At 73.6% G+C, this 20735-nt stretch carries 17 protein-coding genes and 1 pseudogene; 9 read left to right on the top strand and 9 right to left on the bottom strand.

All coding sequences use genetic code 11. The features are described 5' to 3' along the window. Nucleotides 1-151 precede the first annotated feature (151 nt). The 7 genes and pseudogenes from IF01_RS0105060 to IF01_RS0105030 all read right to left on the bottom strand — a co-directional run bounded on the left by IF01_RS0105060 (nt 152) and on the right by IF01_RS0105030 (nt 9022). Nucleotides 152-931 carry an IclR family transcriptional regulator gene (locus IF01_RS0105060; protein WP_030392040.1) on the bottom strand — a complete coding sequence of 260 codons (780 nt, stop codon included), beginning with the start codon at nt 929-931 and terminating at the stop codon, nt 152-154. Between the two features lie 305 nt (nt 932-1236). Beyond that, nucleotides 1237-2697, bottom strand: a complete 1461-nt coding sequence (locus IF01_RS0105055) for a catalase (protein WP_030392039.1) — start codon at nt 2695-2697, stop codon at nt 1237-1239. Between the two features lie 318 nt (nt 2698-3015). Continuing rightward, nucleotides 3016-4116: pseudogene (alc, locus tag IF01_RS0105050) on the bottom strand (allantoicase); the annotation flags it as partial. After that, nucleotides 4113-5489 (bottom strand): allantoinase AllB, encoded by a 1377-nt coding sequence (gene allB, locus IF01_RS0105045; RefSeq protein WP_030392037.1) that lies wholly within the window; start codon nt 5487-5489, stop codon nt 4113-4115. The pseudogene alc and the gene allB, both read right to left, overlap by 4 nt. 167 nt (nt 5490-5656) lie before the next feature. Next, nucleotides 5657-6799: a glycerate kinase gene (locus IF01_RS0105040; RefSeq protein ID WP_051740197.1), complete on the bottom strand. Its 1143-nt coding sequence runs from the start codon at nt 6797-6799 to the stop codon at nt 5657-5659. A 412-nt stretch (nt 6800-7211) separates the two neighbouring features. Further along, complete coding sequence (locus tag IF01_RS0105035) at nt 7212-8099, bottom strand: 2-hydroxy-3-oxopropionate reductase (protein ID WP_030392035.1); 888 nt, start codon at nt 8097-8099, stop codon at nt 7212-7214. A 71-nt stretch (nt 8100-8170) separates the two neighbouring features. Continuing rightward, nucleotides 8171-9022, bottom strand: a complete 852-nt coding sequence (locus tag IF01_RS0105030; RefSeq protein WP_051754964.1) for a TIM barrel protein — start codon at nt 9020-9022, stop codon at nt 8171-8173. 204 nt (nt 9023-9226) lie between these two features. Between IF01_RS0105030 and IF01_RS0105025 the strand changes: the two genes are divergently transcribed. The 7 genes from IF01_RS0105025 (at nt 9227) to IF01_RS0104995 (ending at nt 15155) form a co-directional block, all read left to right on the top strand. Beyond that, on the top strand, nt 9227-9532 hold the full coding sequence (locus tag IF01_RS0105025) for a thiamine-binding protein (RefSeq protein WP_063764133.1): 306 nt from the start codon (nt 9227-9229) through the stop codon (nt 9530-9532). After that, nucleotides 9529-9909 carry a helix-turn-helix domain-containing protein gene (locus IF01_RS0105020; protein ID WP_030392032.1) on the top strand — a complete coding sequence of 127 codons (381 nt, stop codon included), beginning with the start codon at nt 9529-9531 and terminating at the stop codon, nt 9907-9909. The genes IF01_RS0105025 and IF01_RS0105020 overlap by 4 nt, the downstream gene beginning before the upstream one ends. A gap of 201 nt (nt 9910-10110) precedes the next feature. Next, entirely contained in the window at nt 10111-10614 is a 504-nt protein-coding gene (uraD, locus tag IF01_RS0105015; RefSeq protein ID WP_051754924.1) for a 2-oxo-4-hydroxy-4-carboxy-5-ureidoimidazoline decarboxylase, read from the top strand. Nucleotides 10615-10712: 98 nt separating this feature from the next. Continuing rightward, entirely contained in the window at nt 10713-11048 is a 336-nt protein-coding gene (gene uraH / locus IF01_RS0105010; RefSeq protein WP_030392030.1) for a hydroxyisourate hydrolase, read from the top strand. A gap of 28 nt (nt 11049-11076) precedes the next feature. Next, nucleotides 11077-11997 carry a factor-independent urate hydroxylase gene (gene pucL / locus IF01_RS0105005; protein WP_030392029.1) on the top strand — a complete coding sequence of 307 codons (921 nt, stop codon included), beginning with the start codon at nt 11077-11079 and terminating at the stop codon, nt 11995-11997. Between the two features lie 247 nt (nt 11998-12244). Then, a complete protein-coding gene (locus IF01_RS0105000) occupies nt 12245-13714 on the top strand; it encodes a nucleobase:cation symporter-2 family protein (RefSeq protein WP_078879673.1) in 1470 nt (489 codons plus the stop codon). A gap of 55 nt (nt 13715-13769) precedes the next feature. Continuing rightward, nucleotides 13770-15155, top strand: a complete 1386-nt coding sequence (locus IF01_RS0104995) for an 8-oxoguanine deaminase (protein WP_030392027.1) — start codon at nt 13770-13772, stop codon at nt 15153-15155. 237 nt (nt 15156-15392) lie between these two features. Here IF01_RS0104995 and IF01_RS0104990 read toward each other — a convergent pair whose 3' ends face one another. Beyond that, complete coding sequence (locus tag IF01_RS0104990) at nt 15393-16682, bottom strand: MFS transporter (protein ID WP_051754923.1); 1290 nt, start codon at nt 16680-16682, stop codon at nt 15393-15395. Between the two features lie 55 nt (nt 16683-16737). Here IF01_RS0104990 and IF01_RS0104985 point away from each other — a divergent pair, with 55 nt between their 5' ends. Next, nucleotides 16738-17748, top strand: coding sequence for an ArsR/SmtB family transcription factor (locus tag IF01_RS0104985; protein ID WP_030392025.1), 1011 nt, complete (start codon nt 16738-16740; stop codon nt 17746-17748). Nucleotides 17749-17931: 183 nt separating this feature from the next. On the opposite strand, the gene aceB is transcribed toward IF01_RS0104985, so the two are convergent. After that, nucleotides 17932-19581, bottom strand: a complete 1650-nt coding sequence (aceB, locus tag IF01_RS0104980; RefSeq protein ID WP_030392024.1) for a malate synthase A — start codon at nt 19579-19581, stop codon at nt 17932-17934. Between the two features lie 248 nt (nt 19582-19829). Between aceB and IF01_RS0104975 the strand changes: the two genes are divergently transcribed. Continuing rightward, a complete protein-coding gene (locus IF01_RS0104975) occupies nt 19830-20570 on the top strand; it encodes an IclR family transcriptional regulator (RefSeq protein WP_030392023.1) in 741 nt (246 codons plus the stop codon). Nucleotides 20571-20735: the final 165 nt, after the last annotated feature.

The raw sequence follows: 20735 nt of genomic DNA, 5'->3' as shown, positions 1-20735 counted from the left end.
AGTGATGTGCACCGCGCGGACCACAGGGAAACGCGGACCGGCTGGAAACCCGGACCACCGGGAAACCCGGACCCGCTGGGAGCCGGGACCGCCCGGAGGGCCGGAAACGCGAAGACCCCGCCGGAGCGGGGTCCCGTGGGCGCGCGGGGCGTCAGACCGCCATCGCCAGCATCAGCGGCGCGGCGCGCGCGGCCAGCAGTTCGGCGGCCGCCTTCAGCCGGTGCGCGTCGCCGACCGGCATCGAGGTGGCCAGGCAGCCGACCGTGCTGCCGGCGGTCACCGGGACGGCCGCGCAGACCGTGCCGACGGCGTACTCCTGGATGTCCAGCACCGGTACGGTGGCGGGCTGCCGCTCCAGCCGGTGCATCAGCTGGTCGGCGTCGGTGACCGTCCTGGAGGTCAGCCGGGCCACCGGGTGGCGGGACAGGTGGTCCCTCCGGCCGTCGTGGTCGAGCTGGCCGAGCAGGCACTTGCCGATCGCGCTGGCGTGCGCGGTGGCCCGGAAGTCCACCCACTCCTGCACCGCCGGCGCCAGGTCGGAGGCCGAGACCGCCACCACCGACAGCTCCCCGTCGTGGTACCGGGAGAAGTACACCGCCGCGCCCAACTCCTCGCGCAGCTCGTCGAGTTTGCGGTCCATCCGGGCGCGCACCAGCTGCTCGCGGTTGTACTGGCCGAGCAGGGCGAAGGTGCCGCCGAGCACCCAGCCGCCGTCCTGGCAGTCGAGATAGCCCTCGACCTCCAGGATCTCGGCGAGCCGGCGGACCGTCGGGAGGCCCAGCGAGGTCTCCCGGGCGAGGGTCACCAGGGTGGCGCCACCGGGGTGCCGGTCGACCGCCTCCAGCAGTCTGAGGGCGTGTCGCAGCGAGGCGAACGGACCGGGCGCTCCCTGCTCCGGTACGGCGTGACGGCCCGGGGCTGGTGTCGACATGTCGTCCCCTTCCGATGTCCACCCGCCAGGTGACCCGCGGGTAGGGTCCACCCTATCCACCGCCCGCCTCCGCCCACTCCCCCTCGTGGAATATTCGGGTGGACACGGTGAATCGCTTGACTGGCATATGCCCCACCGAACACCCGCTCACTCCCGCCCGCTCCGCGCGAACACGGGCCGAGGAACGCGGCCCGGGCCGCTCCCCCACTGCCATCGGGGGAACGGCCCGGTCGGGAGGGGCGGCCGGCGTGCGGGGCCGGCCGCCCTGGAACGGGGGGTGGGGACTCGGGGTCAGGACTTCGGGGTCAGGACTCGTCGACGGCCCGCAGCTTCGCCACCGCGGCCTCCAGCCGGGTGCCGTACTCCTCGTCGGCCGCGTGGAAGTGGGCGAGGTTCTTCTCCACGATGTCGTCCCGGGTGACCTGGGCGAGCGAGCCCGCCAGGTTGGCGACCAGCCGGCCCCGCTCGCCCTCCGACATCAGCCGGTAGAGCTCGCCGGCCTGGAAGAAGTCGTCGTCCTTGGTGTGGGCCGGGGTGGTGTAGGTGCCGGTCCAGCCGGTCAGCTCGGTCGGGGCGGCGAGCGCCGCGTCGGTCTGCGCCGGGCCGTCGTAGGAGTTGGGCTCGTAGTTCCGGCCCCGGCCGGCCGGGTTGAGCGCGCCGAGGCCGTCGCGGCCGTAGTTGGCGGCCTCGGTGGCGCGGGGCGCGTTGACCGGCAGCTGGGTGTGGTTGACGCCGAGGCGGTAGCGCTGGGCGTCCGCGTAGGCGAACAGCCGGCCCTGGAGCATCTTGTCCGGGGACGGGCCGATGCCGGGCACGAAGTTGTTCGGGGAGAACGCGGACTGCTCGACCTCGGCGAAGACGTTCTCCGGGTTGCGGTTGAGCACCAGGCGGCCGACCTTGACCAGCGGGTAGTCGGCGTGCGGCCACACCTTGGTGAGGTCGAACGGGTTGAAGCGGTAGTCCGCCGCCTCGGCGACCGGCATCAGCTGCACGTAGAGCGTCCAGGTCGGGAACACCCCGCGCTCGATGGCCTGGTGGAGGTCGCGCTGGTGGCTGTCGGCGTCGCCGCCGACCGCCTCGGCGGCCTGCCCGGCGTCCAGCGAGCGGATGCCCTGGTTGGTCTTGAAGTGGTACTTCACCCAGAACGCCTCGCCCTGGGCGTTGACCCACTGGTAGGTGTGCGAGCCGTAGCCGTTCATGTGCCGGTACGAGGCGGGAATGCCCCGATCGCCGAACAGCCAGGTGATCTGGTGCGTCGAGGCCGGCGAGTGCGCCCAGAAGTCCCAGACGTTGTCGGCCTCCTGGACACCGGTGAACGGGTCGCGCTTCTGCGAGTGGATGAAGTCCGGGAACTTCAGCGGGTCCTTGATGAAGAAGACCGGGGTGTTGTTGCCGACGAGGTCGTAGTTCCCCTCCTCGGTGTAGAACTTGACCGCGAAGCCGCGCGGGTCGCGGACGGCGTCGTTGGAGCCCAGGTTGCCCGCGACGGTGGAGAAGCGCAGGAACAGCTCGGTGCGCTTGCCGACCTCGCCGAGGAACGCGGCGCGGGTGTACTGCGACACCTCGTCGGTGACCTCGAAGTAGCCGTACGCGCCGGAGCCCCGGGCGTGCACGACGCGCTCCGGAATGCGCTCGCGGTTGAACCGGGCGAGCTTCTCCAGCAGGTGCTGGTCCTGGATCAGCAGCGGGCCGTACGCGCCGGCCGAGGCCGAGTTCTGGTTGTCGGCGACCGGGGCGCCGGACTCCGTGGTCAGGATCTTGGGCATGACGGGTCCTTCGGTGTCGATAAGGGTCTTGCGTGAAGGGGGATGTGACGAGCCATCAGGTACGGCGCGGCGCCGCCGGACCGAGTGCTCGAATGCTCGGAACGCTCAGATGCCGAGCAGTCGCCAGGCGGCCGAGCGGCGGCGGGAGGAGTGCTCGCCGTCGGGTCCGTCGGACGGGCTGAGCCCGGCGACGGCGGCCCGGGCCGCGACCGGCCCGCCCAGCGGACGGGCGGCGGTGAGCTCGGCGGCCTCGGCGGCGGTCAGGCCGGCCTCGGTGAGCGCGCCCTCGGCCTCGGCGGCCGGGACGGCGTCGAACCAGCGCAGGGCGAGGGTGGCCCGGCCGGCCTCGGTGAGGCGGCCGGTGATCCGGAGGCGGGCGAGGCCGCCGTCCGGGTGGACGTCGATCCGTACATGGGTCACCGGGCGGCCCGGGGCGAGCCGCAGCCGGTGCCGGGTGTCGGGCTGGAGGCGGGTGCGCGGCAGCAGCGGGAACCAGCCGTCCGCGTCGGCCGCCGGGTCCCCGCCGGCGGAGGCGTCGTAGCCGACCAGGTCGGCCCAGCCGGGGGCATTGGCGACGAAGTGGGTGGTGTCCACCTCGACGGCCAGGGCCTCACCGCCCCCGGCCAGGGCGATCCGCACCCAGTCGTTGGCCTTGTCGCGCCGACGCCGGGTCTCCCAGCCCTCGCCCATGACGGAGGCGCGGCCGGGAGCGTTCAGGTTGTGCGGGGAGGAGTAGAAGCGGTCGGAGGCGGCCTCGGCGACACCGCCGTGCTCCTGGGCCGCCAGGTCGAAGGTGAGGCCGTCCAGGTCGCGCGGGTCGGGCAGGACCTCGCCGTGGACGCGGAGCCGGGCCACCCCGCCGTCGGGGAAGATGTTCAGCCGGACATGGGTGAACCGGGCCGCGGAGTCGACCGCGAACTCGTGGGCGGTGTCGCCCCGCAGCGGGGTGCGCGGCAGGACCTCCACCCACTGGGCGTCGGCGAGCTCGGCCGGCGAGGGGTGGCCGGGTATCGAGGCGGCCTCGACGGAGGCGCTCTCCGGGTAGTTGCCGGTGAAGTGCGCGGTGTCGACGACCAGTCCGCGGATCACCCCGGCGGCGCCGAGCCGCACCACCGCCCAGTCGTGGTCCTCGTCCGTGGGGTGCGGCTGCCCGGCGCTCGCGCCGCGGCGGCGGCGGGACTCCCAGCCGTCCATGATCTGGCCCTTGTGGCCGAAGGTGTGCGGGCGGAACTCGGCGGGCGCGGCGACCAGCAGGTTCTCGGCGTCGGCGAAGGTGTCCTCGTTGGTGGCGACGACGCCGGCGCCGAGGGCGCGGGAGGCGAGGTTCACCAGCTCGGTGAACGGCGCGCGGGCGGGCGCCGCGGCCGCGCCGGGAGTTCCGGCGGTGGCGGGAGCGCTCTGGGCGGGGACCGTGGTCACTGGATCTCCTCGGACGGGTTGCTGGGGCGGGTGAGCTGGACGCCGAACGGTTCGCCGCCCGGGTCGACGACCCGGCCGCGCAGCCAGGTCGTGCGCACGGCGCCGGTGAGCGTCCGGCCCGCGTACGGGGTGACGGGGTTGCGGTGGTGCAGCTCGGCGGCGTGGACGGCGAAGTCGGCGTCCGGGTCGAAGGCCACCAGGTCGGCGTCGTGGCCGACCGCGACGGCGCCCTTGCGCCCGTCGAGGCCGACCAGCCGGGCCGGGCCGGACGACATCCAGCCGACCACCTCGGCCAGGGTGCGACCGCGCCGCCGGGCCTCGGTCCAGACCGCCGGCAGGCCGAGCTGGAGGGAGGCTATGCCGCCCCAGGCGGCCGCGAAGTCGCCGCTGCCGCCGTGCTCGGGCAGCAGCTTGAGGTCCGGGGTGGAGGGCGAGTGGTCGGACACCACGGCGATGAACTCCCCTGCCGCCAGGGCCTCCCAGAGCGCGTCGCGGTTGGCCTCGTCGCGGATCGGGGGGCAGCACTTGAAGGCGGTGCCACCGTCCGGTATTCGCTCGGCGGCGAGGGTCAGGTAGTGCGGGCAGGTCTCGGCGGTGACCTGGACGCCGTCGGCCCTGGCTTGGCGCAGCAGCGGCAGCACGGCGGCCGAGGACACGTGCAGGACGTGCACCCGGGCGCCGGTGCGGCGGGCCGCGTCCAGCAGTCGGGCGACGGCGGCGGTCTCCGCGTCGGCGGGGCGGGAGGCGAGGAAGTCCCGGTAGTGGACGCCGGGTTGCTGCGGCGCGGCGGCCAGGACGGCCGGGTCCTCGGCGTGGATGATGGCGAGCGCCCCGAGCCGGGCCTGCTCGGCCAGCGCGGCTTCCAGGCCGGCCGCGTCGAGATGCGGGAACTCGTCGACGCCGCTGGGCGCCAGGAAGGACTTGAAGCCGAACACGCCCGCCCGGTGCAGGGGTTCGAGGTCGGCGAGGTTGTCGGGGACGGCGCCGCCCCAGAAGCCGAGGTCGACCCAGGCCTGGCCGTCGGCGGTCTTCCGCTTGGCTTCGAGCCCGGCGGGGGTGGTGGTGGGGGGCACCGAGTTGAGCGGCATGTCGACGATCGTGGTGACGCCGCCGGCGGCGGCGGCCCGGGTGGCGGTGGCGAAGCCCTCCCACTCGGTGCGGCCGGGCTCGTTGACGTGCACGTGGGTGTCGACCAGGCCGGGGAGCAGGGCGGTGTCGCCGAGGTCGGTCACCCGGTGGCCGTCGGCCGGCAGGGTGCCGTGGGGGGCGATCCGCGCGATCTTCCCGTCCCGGACCAGCACGTCCGCGGGACGCTCGCCGTCCGGCAGGACCACCCGGCGGGAGCGGATCACCTCGGTCTCGCTGATGGGCATGGGGGACCTCCGAAGCCTGATGAGGGGATGGCTGGTACGAGTGGGTACGCCGAAGGATGGCCCGGAGCCTAGGCCCGCCTTCAACAAAACGTCAATGGAGGAAACTACGAGGAGCGCGGCGGACGGGAGCCGGAGCGGGCAGGGCCCGGAGGCCGGAACCGGACGGGTCAGCGGCGCAGGAGTTCGGCGGCGAGCCGCTCCCCCGCGACCTCGGCCAGCTCCCCGGCCCTGGTCATGCCCTCGCCCGGGGTCTCGCCCAACTCGGCGAGCGCGTAGGCCGCGACGAAGCCGGCGGACCGCCACTCCCGTTCGGAGAGCTCCACCCGGCCCGCGACGGCGGCCACCCGAACCCCCGCCCGGGCAGCCGCCGCGGCGACGCCGGCGGGGGCCTTGCCGTGGAGCGTCTGTGCGTCCAGGCAGCCCTCGCCGGTGACGACGAGGCGTGCCCCACGCACCGCCCCGTCGAAACCCAGCAGGTCGAGCAGCAGCTCGATGCCGGGTCGCATGGTGGCGCCGAGCAGGGCCAGGGCGGCGAAACCGACCCCGCCCGCGGCCCCGGCGCCGGGGGCCTCCCGCACGTCCCGGCCGAGGGTCGCGGCGACCACGTCGGCGAACCGGGTCAGACCTTCCTCCAGGACCAGCAGGTCCTCGGCGCTCGCGCCCTTCTGCGGGCCGTAGACGGCGGCGGCCCCGCGCGGACCGAGCAGCGGGTTGTCGACGTCGCAGGCGACGACCACCTCGACGCCCGCCATGGTGCGGGCCGAGGTGCCGAGATCGATCCGGGCCAGTCGGCGCAGCGAGGCGCCGCCGGGCGGGAGTTCGACGCCGTCGGCGTCGAGCAGCGAGACCCCGAGGGCCTGGAGCATGCCCGCCCCGCCGTCGGTGCCGGCGCTGCCGCCGAGGCCGAGGACGATCCGCCGGGCCCCCTGGGCGACGGCCCTGGCGATCAGCTGGCCGACGCCGTAGGAGCCGGCCGCGAGCGGGGCGGTCCGCCCGCCGGGGAGCCGGGCCAGGCCGGAGGCCTGCGCCAGCTCGACCACGGCGGTGGTGCCCCGGACGGCGAGCGCGGCGTCCACCGGCAGGCCGGTGGGGCCGGCCACCTTGGCGGCGACCCTGGTGAAACCGGCCGCGAGGGCGGCGGCCAGGGTGCCCTCGCCGCCGTCGGCGACGGGCAGTTCGCGCACCTCGGTGCCGGGCGCGGCACGGCGGATGCCGGCGGCGATCCGGGCGGCGGCCTCGGCACCTTCGAGGGTGCCCTTGAACTTGTCGGGAGCTACGACCACATGGCCCTGGTGGGGGGTGGCGGGCATGGCGTGGGCCTCACTTCCGGGCTGGTCTGGCAATGGTTCGTCAAGCATGGGCCCGGGCGGCCCGGGAGCGGCTCCCTCCCCGCCGTTCCCCTCGCCCGCTTCCGACGTACGAGGGGCTCCCCTCGGTGAGGGAGGGAGCCGGTGCGACGCGCCGGGTGCACGACCGAAGTGCCCCGTGAGGGTGGGCGCGTCGCAGCCTGGTCGATCGACGGGCGGGCGGATGAGCCCCGGCCCGCCCGCCGATCGGGTCTGGAGTCGGCCGGCGGCCGACGAACGCCGTCGGCCGTCGGCCGCCGGTCGGCCTCCCGGTGGCGCGGGCACGACCGGACAGGGTCACGCCACCGGGAGGAGCTGTTGGGGTCGCGGGGCTGCTCCGCCCCGCGACCGGTGGTGGCCGGCGAGGCCGGAGGGGCTACTTCACCTCGCGGCCGGAGAGCCGCTCGACGCCGCGCAGCAGCGCCGAGTGGTCGAGGGAGCCGTCGCCGTTGGCGCGGGCGGAGGCGACCAGCTGGGCGACGACCGCGCCGACCGGCAGCGCCGCGCCGACGGCCCGGGCGGCGTCGGTGACGATGCCCATGTCCTTGTGGTGCAGGTCGATCCGGAAGCCGGGGGCGAACTCGCGGTCCAGCATGTTGGCCTTCTTGCGGTTCAGCACGGTCGAGCCGGCCAGGCCGCCGCCGAGCACGTCCAGCGCGGCGGCGAGGTCCACGCCCGCGTTCTCCAGGAAGACCACGGCCTCGGCCAGCACCTGGATGTTGACCGCGACGATCAGCTGGTTGGCGGCCTTGACGGTCTGGCCGGCGCCGGCCGGGCCGACGTGGACCACGGTGGTGCCGAGCGCGGCGAACAGCGGCTCGGCCTCGGCGAAGTCCTCGGCGGCGCCGCCGACCATGATCGACAGTACGGCCTCGACCGCGCCCGCCTCACCGCCGGAGACCGGGGCGTCCAGGGCCCGGACGCCCTTCTCCTTCGCGGCGGCCTCGACCTTGATCGAGGTCTGCGGGGTGATGCTGGACATGTCGATGAGGAGCGTGCCCGGGCGGGCGTGCTCCAGGACGCCGCCCTCGCCCAGCACGGCCTGCTCGACGTGCGGGTCGGCCGGGACCATGGTGATCACGACCTCGGCGTCCTTCACCGCGTCGGCGATGCTGGTGGCGCCGTGGCCGCCGGCCGCGACCAGGGCGTCGATCTGCGGCTGGGTGAGGTTGTAGCCGGTGACGTGGTGGCCGGCCCGGACCAGGTTGGCCGCCATCGGGCTGCCCATGATGCCGAGGCCGATGAAGGCGATCTTGCGGCTCATCGCGTCGTTCCTTCTGTTGCGTGTGCGGGAGTGCGTGCGGGAGGTGCTGAGGGGGCGGGCGGGGAGAGCTGTCAGAGCGCCGCCGCGCGGTGCTCCCGCGCGAGCCACTCGAAGCTGTCGGCGCTGACGCCGGTGGACGGCCGGTACTCCAGGCCGATCCGGCCGGTGTAGCCGGCCGCGGTGAGGCGGGCGAAGAGGTCCTCGAAGTCGAGCTCGCCGGTGCCCGGCTCGTTGCGGGCGGGGGTGTCGGCGATCTGCACGTGGCCGATCCGGTCGGCGTAGGTGTCGATCACCGCGGCGAGGTCCTCGCCGTTGCGGGCCAGGTGGTAGAGGTCGCAGAGGAACTTCGCGTTGCCCAGGCCGGTGGCGGCGTTGACCTTGTCCACCACCTCGACCGCGGCGGCCGCGGAGACCAGCGGGTAGTCCGGGGACTCCGGCCGGTTCAGCGCCTCGACCAGCAGGATCGCGCCGATGCCGTGGGCGGCCCGGGCGGCGAGGGCGAGGTTCTCCAGGGCGAGCGCGTCCTGCTCGGCCGGGTCGACGCCCTCGACGCGGTTGCCGTAGAGGGCGTTCAGCGCCGGGGTGCCGAGCGAGGCGGCGAGCGCGGCGGCGACCGGCACATTGGCCCGGAAGCGGTCGCGCTCCGAGGGCAGCGAGACGGTGCCCCGGGCGCCCCGGGTCAGGTCGTCGAGGAAGTTGAGACCGGTGAGGCGGACCCCGGCGTCGGTGAAGGCCTTGCGCAGCGCGTCGAGTTCGGCCTCGGACGGGTCGTGCTCCTCGCCGAACGGCCACCACAGCTCGGCGGCGGTGAAGCCGGCGGCGGCGGCCGCGGCCGGGCGCTCCAGCAGCGGGAGCTCGCCGAACAGGATCGACAGGTTGACCGTGAAGCTGTGCCGGGCGGCGGCGCTCGTTCCGGCGGCCATGTCCATCACCTCGTAATCTCTCTTCCGACATCCGCAACTTCCACGATCCGGAAGAGGGATTCTGTCTGGTGGAAGCATGTCCGGGGCATCGAGCGACTGTCAAGGCATCTGCAACAAATTGTTGAAGTGCTCCGCCCGCAGGCCGGGCCCCCTTGACCGACCCACCGCCGCACCCGCGCTCGCTAGAGTGGCCGCGTGCGATTGATGGTGGAGTTCACGACAGAACCGTTCGAACTGGACACGTTCCCGCCGCACGCCGTGGCGGCCCGCAAGGTGGTCGACGAGGCGGGCCTCGACGTCGCGGTGGGCCCCTTCGGCACCGGCGCCGAGGGTGAGGCGGACCGGATCCTGGAGGCCGTGTCCAAGCTGCTCCGGGAGAGCCTGGACGCCGGCGCGACCCGGATCTCGGTCCAGGTCAGCGTCCTCGCAGAGGCCGAGGCCGAGCCCGAGGCCGCAGCCGCAGCCGAGGCCGGGAACGAGAGCGCAGCCGGGGAGGGCGGTACGCCGTGACCGAGCAGACCGAACACCCGCTCGCCGCGGCGATCAAGCCGCTGCTGGACGCGGTCGGCGCGACGCCCGTCCCCCTGGACGAGGCGAAGGCCGAGGACGTCGTCCTGGAGTGGGAGGGCGAACGGGCGCTGGCCGTCCGGCTGCCGCACCTCAGCAGCGCACTGGACCGCCTGCTGGCCGAGATGACCCGCCAGTTCGACGGCCGCCCGCTGACCGAGCTGGACCGCTGGGAGAAGCAGCGCGTGGTCGCGCTGCTGGAGGAGCGCGGCGCCTTCACCGTCCGCCACGGCGTCGAGACGGTCGCGACGGCGCTCGGCGTGAGCCGCTTCACCGTGTACAACTACCTCAACCGCCAGGACGGCGCGAAGCCGAACTGACCCCTCCCGCAGGGGTGCGCCCCGCCGGCCCGGCCAGTCTTGCCCGGGCCCCGGCGGGGCGCACTTGTCTCATCACACACGAAACACCCCGCGACCAGGGCCGTCGCGAAACGTAACCACCAACCGTTCAACAAAGTGTTGACGGCCTGATCCCGCCGATCTAGCTTGTGCGGGTGGCACCACTCTCCAGGAGGTCCACCCGTGACCAACCACCCCCACGCCCTTGACGCCCTGGCGGCGACCGACTCCGCCGAGCTCAAGGAGATCCTGCTGGACGTCTGCACCAGCCCCGCCTGGGCCGACGCCGTCGCGGCGGCCCGACCGTGGAAGGACCGCCGGGCCCTGCTCGAGGCCAACGCCGAGGCGATGGCCGGGCTCTCCGTCCCCGACCTGCACGAAGCGATGGCCGGCCACGCCCGGATCGGCGCGCCCAAGCCGGGCGACGCCACCTCCGAGCGCGAGCAGGCCGGCGTCCACGGCGCCGACGAGGCCCTGCTCGACGAACTGCGCCGGGCCAACGCCGCCTACGAGGCCAAGTTCGGCCATGTGTTCCTGATCTGCGCGACCGGCCGCACCGCGGCCACCATGCTCGACGCCCTGCGCGAGCGCCGGCCCAACGACCCCGCCACCGAGGCGGAGATCGTCCGGGGCGAACTGCGCAAGATCAACGACATCCGGATCAACCGGCTGCTCGACGACAACTGACGGTCGGTCGGACGCCTCCGGCGCCGCCTCAGGTATCACTGACGCAGCACCTACGCGTCCCCCGCACCACCTCTGCCATCAGTAAGGTCACCTCACCCATGACTGGCATCTCCACCCACGTGCTCGACACCAGCCTCGGCCGCCCGGCCGAGGGCGTCCCGGTCGAGCTCGCACTGCAAACCGAGGGTGGCTGGCAGGTGCTCGGCACCTCCGCCACGGACTCCGACGGCCGGGCCAAGGACCTGCCGGCCGTGGAGGCGGGCTCGGTCGTCCGGCTGCTCTTCGACACCGGCGCGTACTTCGCCCGGAAGTCCGCGGAGCCGCCGTTCTTCCCCGAGGTCACGATCGTCTTCACGGTCGCGCCCGCGCAGCACCACTACCACGTGCCGTTGCTGCTGAACCCGTTCGGATACTCGGTCTACCGCGGAAGCTAGACCGATCGATTGATATGGGAGCCATGTCATGGCCCACGTGCTCGGTCAGAACCAGTACGGCAAGGCGGAGAACCGGATCGTCCGCGTCTACCGCGACTCGACCCGCCACGAGATCAAGGACCTGAACGTCTCGGTCGCCCTCTCCGGCGAGTTCGACGACGTCCACCTCACCGGGTCGAACGCCAACTGCCTGCCCACCGACACCACCAAGAACACCGTCTTCGCCTTCGCCAAGGAGTACGGGATCGACTCGGCCGAGGCCTTCGGCATCCTCCTGGCCCGGCACTTCGTCGACAACACCGAGCGCGGTGTCGTGCACCAGGCCCGGATCCGGATCGAGGAGTACTCCTGGGACCGGATCCGCACGCCCGACAGCAGCGCCCGCTTCATCGGCTCCGAGGAGGTCGGGCACTCCTTCGTCCGCACCGGCCAGGAGGTCCGCACCAGCGAGATCGTCTACGACGGGGACTCCGTCCAGGTGATCTCCGGACTGAAGGACCTGGTCGTGCTGAACTCCACCAACTCGGAGTTCTGGGGCTACATCAAGGACAAGTACACCACCCTCCAGGAGGCGTACGACCGGATCCTCGCGACCCAGGTCACCGCCCGCTGGAAGTACGGCTTCACCGGCCGTGACAACGAGGCCCAGCCCAACTGGAACCGCAGCTACACCCACATCAAGCGGCACCTGCTGGAAGCCTTCGCCGAGACCTACTCCTACTCGCTGCAGCAGACCCTGCACGCGATGGGCACCCGCGTCCTCAACAACCGCGCCGAGGTCGACGAGGTTCGGCTCGAACTCCCCAACAAGCACCACTTCCTGGTCGACCTGGAGCCGTTCGGCCTCAAGAACGAGAACGAGGTCTACTACGCCGCCGACCGGATGTACGGCCTGATCGAGGGCACCGTGCACCGCGAGGGCGTCGTACCGGTGATCCCGGTCGCCTGAAACCGGCCCGCCGGCCTCCCGCCGGCACCGGGCACCACCTGCTCCACCCGCTCCACCCGCAGCACCACCTCCTGCACCACCTGCTTCTCCACCCCCACCCATCGGAGACCGTGCCCAGCCTCACGGCGGCCGGCCCGGGGAGCTGGAGAACCCGCCCCGAGGGACTCCTGCACCGCCGTCCCCGCCCTCGGGGGACACCTCCAGCGTCACGGGCGCGCCGAGAGCCGAGGCACAAGAGGGGCTCGACATGGCACCCAGCACCACCGGCAGCAACGACGGCGGTTCCACCCCTGCGAGAACACCCGGCCCGGACGGCGCACCGGCACGCCCCGCCGGCACGCCGTCCGGACCGGAGGTCCACCCCGTGGACCAGCTCCTGCCCCCGGTGAGGCTCCTCACCAGCGGGCTCCAGCACGTGGCCGCGATGTACGCGGGAGTCGTCGCTCCCCCGCTCATCGTCGGCGCCGGCGTGGGCCTGAGCCCCGCCGAACTCGCCCTCCTGATATCGGCCAGCCTGTTCACCGCCGGACTGGCCACCCTGCTCCAGACCATCGGCTTCTGGCGGATCGGCGCCCGGCTGCCGTTCGTCAACGGCGTCTCGTTCGCCGGCGTCGCCCCCATGATCGCCATCGCGAAGGAGCACGGGCCGAAGGACGCCCTCCCGGTGATCTTCGGCGCGGTGATCGTCGCGGGGATCCTGTGCCTCCTCGCGGCACCGTACTTCTGCAAGCTGATCAGGTTCTTCCCACCGGTCGTCCAGGGCACCGTGATCACCCTCATCGGGGTGTCCCTGCTCCCGGTGGCCGTCAACTGGGCCCGCGGCGGTTCGCCGGACGCGCCCGGTTACGGCTCCACCAAGGCCATCGGGCTGGCCGCGCTCACCCTCGGCGCGGTGGTCCTCGGCAACCGGCTGCTGCGCGGCTTCTGGCAGCAGCTCTCCCTGCTCGTCGGCCTGGCGGTCGGCACCCTGCTCGCCTTCCCGCTCGGGCTGGCCGACTTCGGCGCCGTCCACGAGGCCCGGGTCTTCGCCCTGCCCTCGCCCTTCCACTTCGGCGCGCCGATCTTCGACGCTGCCGCGATCGCCTCGCTGTGCATCGTCATGGTGGTCGCCATGACCGAGTCCACCGCCGACATGCTCGCCCTGGGACGGATCGTCGACCGCGAGGCCGACGAGAAGACCCTCGCCGCCGGACTGCGCGCCGACGGCCTCGCCACCGCCGTCAGCCCGGTCTTCAACGGCTTCGCGGCCAGCGCCTTCGCCCAGAACATCGGGCTGGTGGCACTGACCGGGATCCGCAGCCGGTTCGTGGTCGCCACCGGCGGCGGACTGCTCGTCCTGCTCGGGCTCTTCCCGGTGCTCGGCGCGGTCGTCTCGCTCGTCCCGCAGCCCGTCCTGGGCGGCGCCGGGATCGTGCTCTTCGGCACGGTCGCCGCCAGCGGCATCCGCACCCTCGCGGAGGCCGGCCTGGACTCGGGCGCCAACACCGTCCTGGTGTCGGTCTCGCTCGGGGTCGGCATCATCCCGATCGCCGCGCCGACCTTCTACGACGCCTTCCCCGAGGCCGCCCGCACCCTGCTCCACTCCGGCATCTCGGCCGGCTGCGTCGCGGCCGTCCTGCTCAACCTGCTGTTCCACCACCTCGGCGCCACCCGCCGGGCCGCCACCGAGGGGTCTCCCGACCCGTCGGTGCCGACGGCGACGCCGTCACCCTCCTGACCCACCGGGCGGGCATGCGCCCCGTGCCCGCCCGGCCCTCCCCCTTGGAGTCACCATGGCAGTCCAGCCCCCGCCCGCCGATCAGCGGATCGTCATCGAGAACGCCGCGATCGCCACCGTCGACGCCCACGACACCGAGTACGCCCGCGGCCACGTGGTGATCCTCGGCAACCGGATCGAGTCGGTCGGCAACGGCCCCGCCCCGGCCTGGCTGGACAACGTGGTACGCCGGATCAACGCCGAGGGCCACCTCGTCACCCCCGGCCTGGTCAACACCCACCACCACTTCTACCAGTGGATCACCCGCGGCCTCGCCCAGGACAACATCCTGTTCGACTGGCTGGTCGCCCTCTACCCGACCTGGGCCCGGATCGACGACCGTCTCGTGCACGCCGCCGCCCAGGGCTCCGCCGCCGCGCTCCTCAAGTCCGGCTGCACCACCGCCTCCGACCACCACTACGTGTTCCCCAAGGACGGCGGCGACATCCTCGGCGCCGAGATCGAGGCCGTCCAGGAGCTGGGCCTGCGGTTCACCGCGCTGCGCGGCTCGATGGACCGCAGCAAGAAGGACGGCGGCCTGCCCCCGGACCACGCCGTCGAGGAGCTGGACGCGATCCTCACCGCCTCCGAGGAGGCCGTCGACCGCTACCACGACGCCTCCGCCGACTCGATGCTGCAGATCGCGCTCGCGCCCTGCTCGCCGTTCTCGGTCTCCACCCGGCTGCTGCGCGAGTCCGCCGAACTCGCCCGCCGCAAGGGCGTCCGGCTGCACACCCACGGCTCCGAGACGGCCGAGGAGGAGGCCTTCTGCAAGGAGCTGTTCGGGATGGGCCCCACCGACTACTTCGAGTCGGTCGGCTGGCTCGGCGAGGACGTCTGGATGGCGCACTGCGTCCACATGAACGACTCCGACATCGCCAAGTTCGCCGAGACCGGGACCGGCGTCGCCCACTGCCCGTCCTCCAACGCCCGGCTGGCCGCCGGGATCGCGCGGGTCCCCGACATGCTGGCGGCCGGCGTCCCGGTCGGCCTCGGCGTCGACGGCACCGCCTCCAACGAGTCCGGCGAACTCGGCACCGAGCTGCGCAACGCCCTGCTGATCAACCGGCTGCACGGCACCCCGACCGCGCTCACCGCCCGGCAGGCGCTGCGCCTGGGCACCATGGGCGGCGCCCGGGTGCTCGGCCGGCACAACGAGATCGGCTCGATCGAGGCCGGCAAGCTCGCCGACCTGGCGCTGTGGAAGGTCGACGGCATCATGCACTCCTCGATCGCCGACCCGGTCGCGGCGCTCGCCCTCGGCGCGCTGCCGCCGCTGGCCGTGCTCTTCGTCAACGGCAACGCCGTCGTCGAGAAGGGTCAGCTCACCACGGTGAACGAGGACCGGATCGCACAGGCCTGCGCCCGGGCCGCCAAGGAGCTTGCGGCCCGCCCGATCTGACGATCCGTCCTCTCAATTCCTCCGCTCCACCCGAACTCCGGGCCGCCCCAGGGACGGTGCGTCACCCGGACTCCGTCGGCCGGTCGGACCCGGGCTCTCCCGGTCCGGCCCGCCCGGCCGACGGACCGCGGCCCCGGACCCACGGCGAGGGTCCGGGGCCGCGGCGTGCCGCCGCACCGGAGCCGGCTCCCACCCCCGTGGGGCGCCCGCACCGGTGCGCGACAGACCGGACCGGACTCAGCCCGGGCGGACGACGGCGGCCTGCACCGCGCCCGGGGCCGGTCCCCGCGCGGCCGCCGTCAGCGCCGGTCCGGCGAGCGCGAACACCCCCGCCAGCACCACCCAGCCGACCGCCCCGTGGTCCACCGCCGTCAGCGTGACCACCAGCGGCCCGATCACATGCGCGGCCGCCTGCCCGCTCATGAACACCCCCTGGTACTCGCCGTGCGAGCGCGGGTCCGCCAGGTCCAGGCTGAGCGTCCAGCCGCCCGCCGAGGTCAGCAGCTCCCCCAGGGTGTGCACCAGCGCCCCCACCAGCAGCGCGCCGGCCGCCGCCCAGGCCGGGCCGTACTGCGCCGCCGCGTAGACCAGGCACCCGCCCGCCAGCAGCAGCGCCCCGCGCGCGCAGGCCCGCGCCGCCGACGGCACATCGGTGACCCCCCGGCTCGCCCGCACCTGGAACACCACCACCAGCAGGCAGTTGACCACATTGACGGCCGCGACCATCGCCGCCGGGGCCCCGGTGCCGAGCACGATCCACAGCGGCAACCCCACCATCAGCACCGCGAGTTGGAGCTCCAGTACCGCGTGCAGCGCCGTGACCAGCAGGTACCGGCGGTCGCGCAGCGCCGTCCGGGGACCGCGCGATCCGTCGGCGGCGGCACCCCCGGTACCCGTTCCGGCCGTGGTGGTCGCCGACACCGGCAGGCCCGCCAGCAACACCGTCACACCCAGGAAGCTCAGCGCGTCCAGCACCATCATGGTCACGTACCCGGTGTAGCTGTCGGCCTGCAGCGCGAGCACCGCACCGCCGGAGCCGACCACCAGGCCCGCGTTCATCACCGAGCGCAGCAGCGCCCGCGACCGCACCTGCCCCTCGGCCGGCAGCGCCCGGGCGATCAGCGCGCTGCGCACCGCCGCCCCTCCGCGCGACAGCACCGTCGCGGCGCAGGTCAGCACCACGAAGACGGCCAAGGAGTGCACGAAGGCGTAGCCGAGCACCGCCGCCGCCTCCAGCGGGCCGACCACCAGCAGCAGTTGCCTGCTCCCGACCCGGTCGGCGAGCCGCCCCATCGGCACCCCGGCGAACACCCCGCACACGCCGGCGACGGTGAGGCCGAGCGCCACCGAAGTGGGCGTCAGACCGATGGAGCGGGTGAAGAACAGCACGTTCACCGTGACGAAGAGCCCGTCCCCGACGGAGTTCACCAGCGCCATCAGGACGAGTCTGCGCAGCAGCGGGTCGGCGGGCAGGAGGCGTCGGCCGGAGGCGCGCGGGCGCGCCCCCGTGCGGGGGGAGGAAGTCATGCACCAAGGACAGCGGGGTTCCCGGACGGGCGGAATTCTTTTACCGTTACGGTCAATGTTCGAGTTCCGCCTCGGGGTCGAGGACCTCGCCGCCACCTGGTTCGCCTACTCCCCCCTACAGGAGGCGGTGCTGGGCCTGCGCGCCCGCCGCTGGACGTGGTACTACCCGGAGCAGCAGCCCTGGATCGCCGGCTGGCAGGACCGCTGGGAGACCCTGGACACCGCGCTGCTGGACGCGCTGATCACGCCGAACGCCTTTGTGCCGGACTTCCTGACGCCCCGCCCCGCGGTGCCCCGGCCGGACTTCCACGACGAGCTCGCGGAGCTGGCCGGGACCCCGCCGGAGGAGGTCAGGACGGATGTGCTGGCCGCCTACTCCGGCGACGGGAGTCCGCTGCCGCCGGTGCTCACCGCGCTGGTCGACCGCCCGGTGGAGCTGCGGGACCGGGTGGCGGAGGCGCTGTCGGCGTACTGGACGCGCTGCCTGGCCCCCGCCTGGTGGCCGCGGGCGCGGGAGGTGCTGGAGGCGGACCTCGCCCACCGGGGCCGGATGCTCTCGGAGCGCGGTTCCGAGGGGTTGTTCGCGGACCTCGACGGCCGGATCTCCTGGCGGGCCGGGGTGCTGCGGCTGAACGACTCCAATCCGGCGGTCCAGGCGCTGGGCACCTCGGTGGACGTGGCCGGGCGGGGCCTGGTGCTGATCCCGACGCTGGCCGGGCTCGGTGCGCAGACCGACATCACCCAGGACGGCCCGCCGCTGATCGTCTATCCGGCGCGCGGCCGGGCGACCATGGCGGAGGGCCTGGCCGGACGGGCCGGGCCGGGCGGGGCGCCGGCCGCCCTGGTCGGACTGGTCGGGGCGGCGCGGGCGCGGCTGCTGGTCCTGCTGGCGTCGCCCGCCACCACCACCGAGCTCGCCCACCGGCTGGGGGTGACGCCCGGCGCGGTCAGCCGTCACCTGGGGGCGCTGACCGCGGCCGGTCTGCTGGACCGCACCCGGCACGGCCGCCGGGTGCTCTACCGGCGCAGCTCCCTCGGTGACGCGCTGACCTGCCGCAACGGGTGACGGGCTGGGCGTCGCCCCACCTCGACGGGCGGTGCGTCGTCGGACAGCGCGTCGCCCGACCGGGTGTCCTCGTACGGAACGGCGCACCCGGCGGGCCGAGTGCGCCGCCCCGGCGGGGACCCGGCGGCGTGCCCGGCCGGTAGCGTGGGCCTCGGCCGGGCAGGAGCGGTGCGGGCCGGGACCTCAGCCGAGCAGGGGCAGTGCGGGCAGGGTCAGGAAGTCCGCGAACTCCTCGGCCAGCGCGACCTGTTCGAAGAGCTGGGCGGCCTCGCGCCAGCGCCCGGCGGCGTACACCTCGTCGCCGACCTCGGCCCGCAGCGCGGTGAGTTCCTCGGCGACCAGGCGGCGGACCAGGTCGGCGGTGGCCTTCTCCCCGGTGTCGGCGAGGACGACGTCGTTGTGGATCCACTGCCAGATCTGCGAGCGGGAGATCTCGGCGGTGGCGGCGTCCTCCATCATGTTGAAGATGGCGACCGCGCCGAGGCCGCGCAGCCAGGCCTCGATGTAGCGGATGCCGACCTGGACGGCGTTGTGCAGCCCGTGCCGGGTGCAGCTGCCGCCGGCGCCCGCGATGTCGAGCAGCTGGTCGGCGGTGACCGGCCCGTCCGGGCCGGGGTTGTCCTTCTGGTGCGGGCGGTCGCCGAGCACGGCGTCGAAGGAGGCGCGGGCGACCGGGACGAGGTCCGGGTGCGCGACCCAGGAGCCGTCGAAGCCGTTGCCGGCCTCGCGGTCCTTGTCGGCCTGGACCTTCTCCAGCGCGGCCGCGTTGACCTCGGGGTCCCTGCGGCTGGGGATGAACGCGGCCATGCCGCCGATGGCGTGCGCGCCGCGCCGGTGGCAGGTCCGCACCAGGAGCCGGGTGTAGGCGGCCATGAACGGCGAGGCCATGGTGACGGTGTTGCGGTCGGGCAGGATGTAGTGCTCGCCGGCGTCGCGGAAGTTCTTGACGATGGAGAACAGGTAGTCCCAGCGGCCGGCGTTGAGGCCGGCGGCGTGGTCCCGCAGCTCGTAGAGGATCTCGTCCATCTCGAAGGCGGCGGTGATGGTCTCGATCAGCACGGTGGCGCGGACCGTGCCGTGCGGGATGCCCAACTCGGCCTGGGCGTGGGTGAACACGTCGTTCCAGAGCCGGGCTTCGAGGTGGCTCTCGGTCTTCGGCAGGTAGAAGTACGGCCCGGAGTTCGGGTCGTCCGCGCCGCGGGCGAGCAGCCGGGCGGCGTTGTGGAAGAAGTAGAGGCCGAAGTCGAGGAACGCGCCGGCCACCGGCTCGCCGTCGACCAGCAGGTGGTTCTCGTCGAGGTGCCAGCCGCGGGGGCGGACCACGACGGTGGCGAGTTCGGCGGCCGGGCGCAGGGTGTAGCTCTTGCCCGCGTCGGTGGCGAAGTCGATCCGGCCCTCGAAGGCGTCGATCAGGTTGATCTGACCGCTCACCACGTTCTCCCAGGTCGGGGAGGTGGCGTCCTCGAAGTCGGCGAGCCAGACCTTCGCGCCGGAGTTGAGCGCGTTGATCACCATCTTGCGGTCGGTGGGGCCGGTGATCTCGACCCGGCGGTCCTGGAGCGCCCTCGGCGCCTCGGCGACCCGCCAGTCGGCGGCGCGGACCCCGGCCGTGTCGGGCAGGAAGTCCAGGGTGCCGGTGCGGGCGATCTCCGCGCGGCGCTCCCGGCGGCGGGCGAGCAACTCGCGGCGCCGGCCCTCGAAGGAGCGGTGCAGGCCGACGACGAAGGCGACCGCCTCCGGAGTGAGCACCTCCTCGGCCCGGTGGACGCGCGGACCCGCGACCGTGACGACCGGAGCGGTGGGGGAAGCTCCGGGTCCCTGATCTGCAGCCATGAGCAGGACACTCCTAAGTGGAGGGCTTGATTCTGTAAGGTGGAGACTAGTTTCCGCGATACAGAATTTCAACGGTTTGTTGAGATGATCGCTGGGACTGTACTCCTCCTCCGACCGCGAAGGGAACGCCGGTGGCCCCGACCTCCGAGAGCAGTGAGAGCACCGAAAGCAGCGGGAGCACCGCGAACGGCGAGGGCGGCGCCCCGAAGGCGCCCGCCACGACGGCGCCGGAGCGCACCGGCGGCGGGGTGCAGTCCGTCGAACGGGCCTTCCAACTGCTGGAGGCGCTCGCCGACTCCGGCGGCGTGGCGACGCTCAGCGAGCTCTCCACCTCCTCCGGACTGCCGATGCCGACCATCCATCGCCTGGTTCGTACCCTCGTGCAGCAGGGCTATGTCCGCCAGGACACCGCGCGCCGCTACACCCTCGGCCCGCGGCTGATCCGGCTCGGCGAGACCGCCGGGCGACTGCTCGGCAGCTGGGCCCGCCCCTACCTGGCCGAACTCATGGAGGCCACCGGCGAGACCGCCAACCTCGCGGTGCTGGAGGGCGGCGAGGTGGTCTACGTCGGGCAGGTGCAGTCGCGGCGCTCGATGCGGATGTTCACCGAGGTCGGCCGCCGGGTGCAGCCGCACTGCACCGGCGTCGGCAAGGCGCTGCTGGCGCAGCTGCCCGACGAGGAGGCGCGCGCCGTGCTCGGCCCCAACCCGCTGCCCGCGCACACCCCGCACACCGTCACCGACCCGCAGGAGCTGATGGCCCAGCTCGCCGAGGCGCGCGAGCGCGGATATGTGGTCGACGACCAGGAGCAGGAGATCGGGGTGCGCTGCATCGCCCTCGCCGTGCCCGGCGCGCCGACCCCGACGGCGCTCTCCGTCTCCGGCCCGGAGGCCCGGATCAGGGCGCTGGAGGAGCAGGCCGGCGCGGCCTCGCTGGTGCCCGTGATGCACGGGATCGCGGCCCGGCTGGGCCAGGTCCTGGCCCCCTGACGCGGATTCAGTGCGGGCGACGCGCGCGGGCGTTCACCCGTTCGAGCCACCCTTGGACCCGTCCGAGGGCGGGTTGCCCCAACCCCGGAGACCCGTCGGCGACGCTGGTCCGGACGCGGCCCGCGACGGCGCGGGTGCGCCGGACACGAAGGGTTGGGTGAGCGG

It is taken from the genome of Kitasatospora purpeofusca (assembly GCF_000718025.1).
GTDB lineage: Bacteria > Actinomycetota > Actinomycetes > Streptomycetales > Streptomycetaceae > Kitasatospora > Kitasatospora purpeofusca.
Note: the sequence above shows the minus strand (reverse complement) of the source record. Positions and strands in the feature narration are given on the sequence as shown.

What these genes read in the sequence shown, in the direction of transcription:
- uraH (WP_030392030.1), top strand. Translation starts at nt 10,713, where the DNA reads ATGACTGGCATCTCCACCCACGTGCTCGACACCAGCCTCGGCCGCCCG.
- IF01_RS0105040 (WP_051740197.1), bottom strand. Translation starts at nt 6,799, where the DNA reads ATGCCCGCCACCCCCCACCAGGGCCATGTGGTCGTAGCTCCCGACAAG.
- IF01_RS0104985 (WP_030392025.1), top strand. Translation starts at nt 16,738, where the DNA reads ATGTTCGAGTTCCGCCTCGGGGTCGAGGACCTCGCCGCCACCTGGTTC.
- allB (WP_030392037.1), bottom strand. Translation starts at nt 5,489, where the DNA reads ATGCCCATCAGCGAGACCGAGGTGATCCGCTCCCGCCGGGTGGTCCTG.
- IF01_RS0105030 (WP_051754964.1), bottom strand. Translation starts at nt 9,022, where the DNA reads ATGGCCGCCGGAACGAGCGCCGCCGCCCGGCACAGCTTCACGGTCAAC.
- IF01_RS0105055 (WP_030392039.1), bottom strand. Translation starts at nt 2,697, where the DNA reads ATGCCCAAGATCCTGACCACGGAGTCCGGCGCCCCGGTCGCCGACAAC.
- IF01_RS0105000 (WP_078879673.1), top strand. Translation starts at nt 12,245, where the DNA reads ATGGCACCCAGCACCACCGGCAGCAACGACGGCGGTTCCACCCCTGCG.
- IF01_RS0105025 (WP_063764133.1), top strand. Translation starts at nt 9,227, where the DNA reads ATGGTGGAGTTCACGACAGAACCGTTCGAACTGGACACGTTCCCGCCG.
- IF01_RS0105035 (WP_030392035.1), bottom strand. Translation starts at nt 8,099, where the DNA reads ATGAGCCGCAAGATCGCCTTCATCGGCCTCGGCATCATGGGCAGCCCG.
- pucL (WP_030392029.1), top strand. Translation starts at nt 11,077, where the DNA reads ATGGCCCACGTGCTCGGTCAGAACCAGTACGGCAAGGCGGAGAACCGG.
- IF01_RS0104990 (WP_051754923.1), bottom strand. Translation starts at nt 16,682, where the DNA reads ATGACTTCCTCCCCCCGCACGGGGGCGCGCCCGCGCGCCTCCGGCCGA.
- aceB (WP_030392024.1), bottom strand. Translation starts at nt 19,581, where the DNA reads ATGGCTGCAGATCAGGGACCCGGAGCTTCCCCCACCGCTCCGGTCGTC.
- IF01_RS0105060 (WP_030392040.1), bottom strand. Translation starts at nt 931, where the DNA reads ATGTCGACACCAGCCCCGGGCCGTCACGCCGTACCGGAGCAGGGAGCG.
- IF01_RS0104995 (WP_030392027.1), top strand. Translation starts at nt 13,770, where the DNA reads ATGGCAGTCCAGCCCCCGCCCGCCGATCAGCGGATCGTCATCGAGAAC.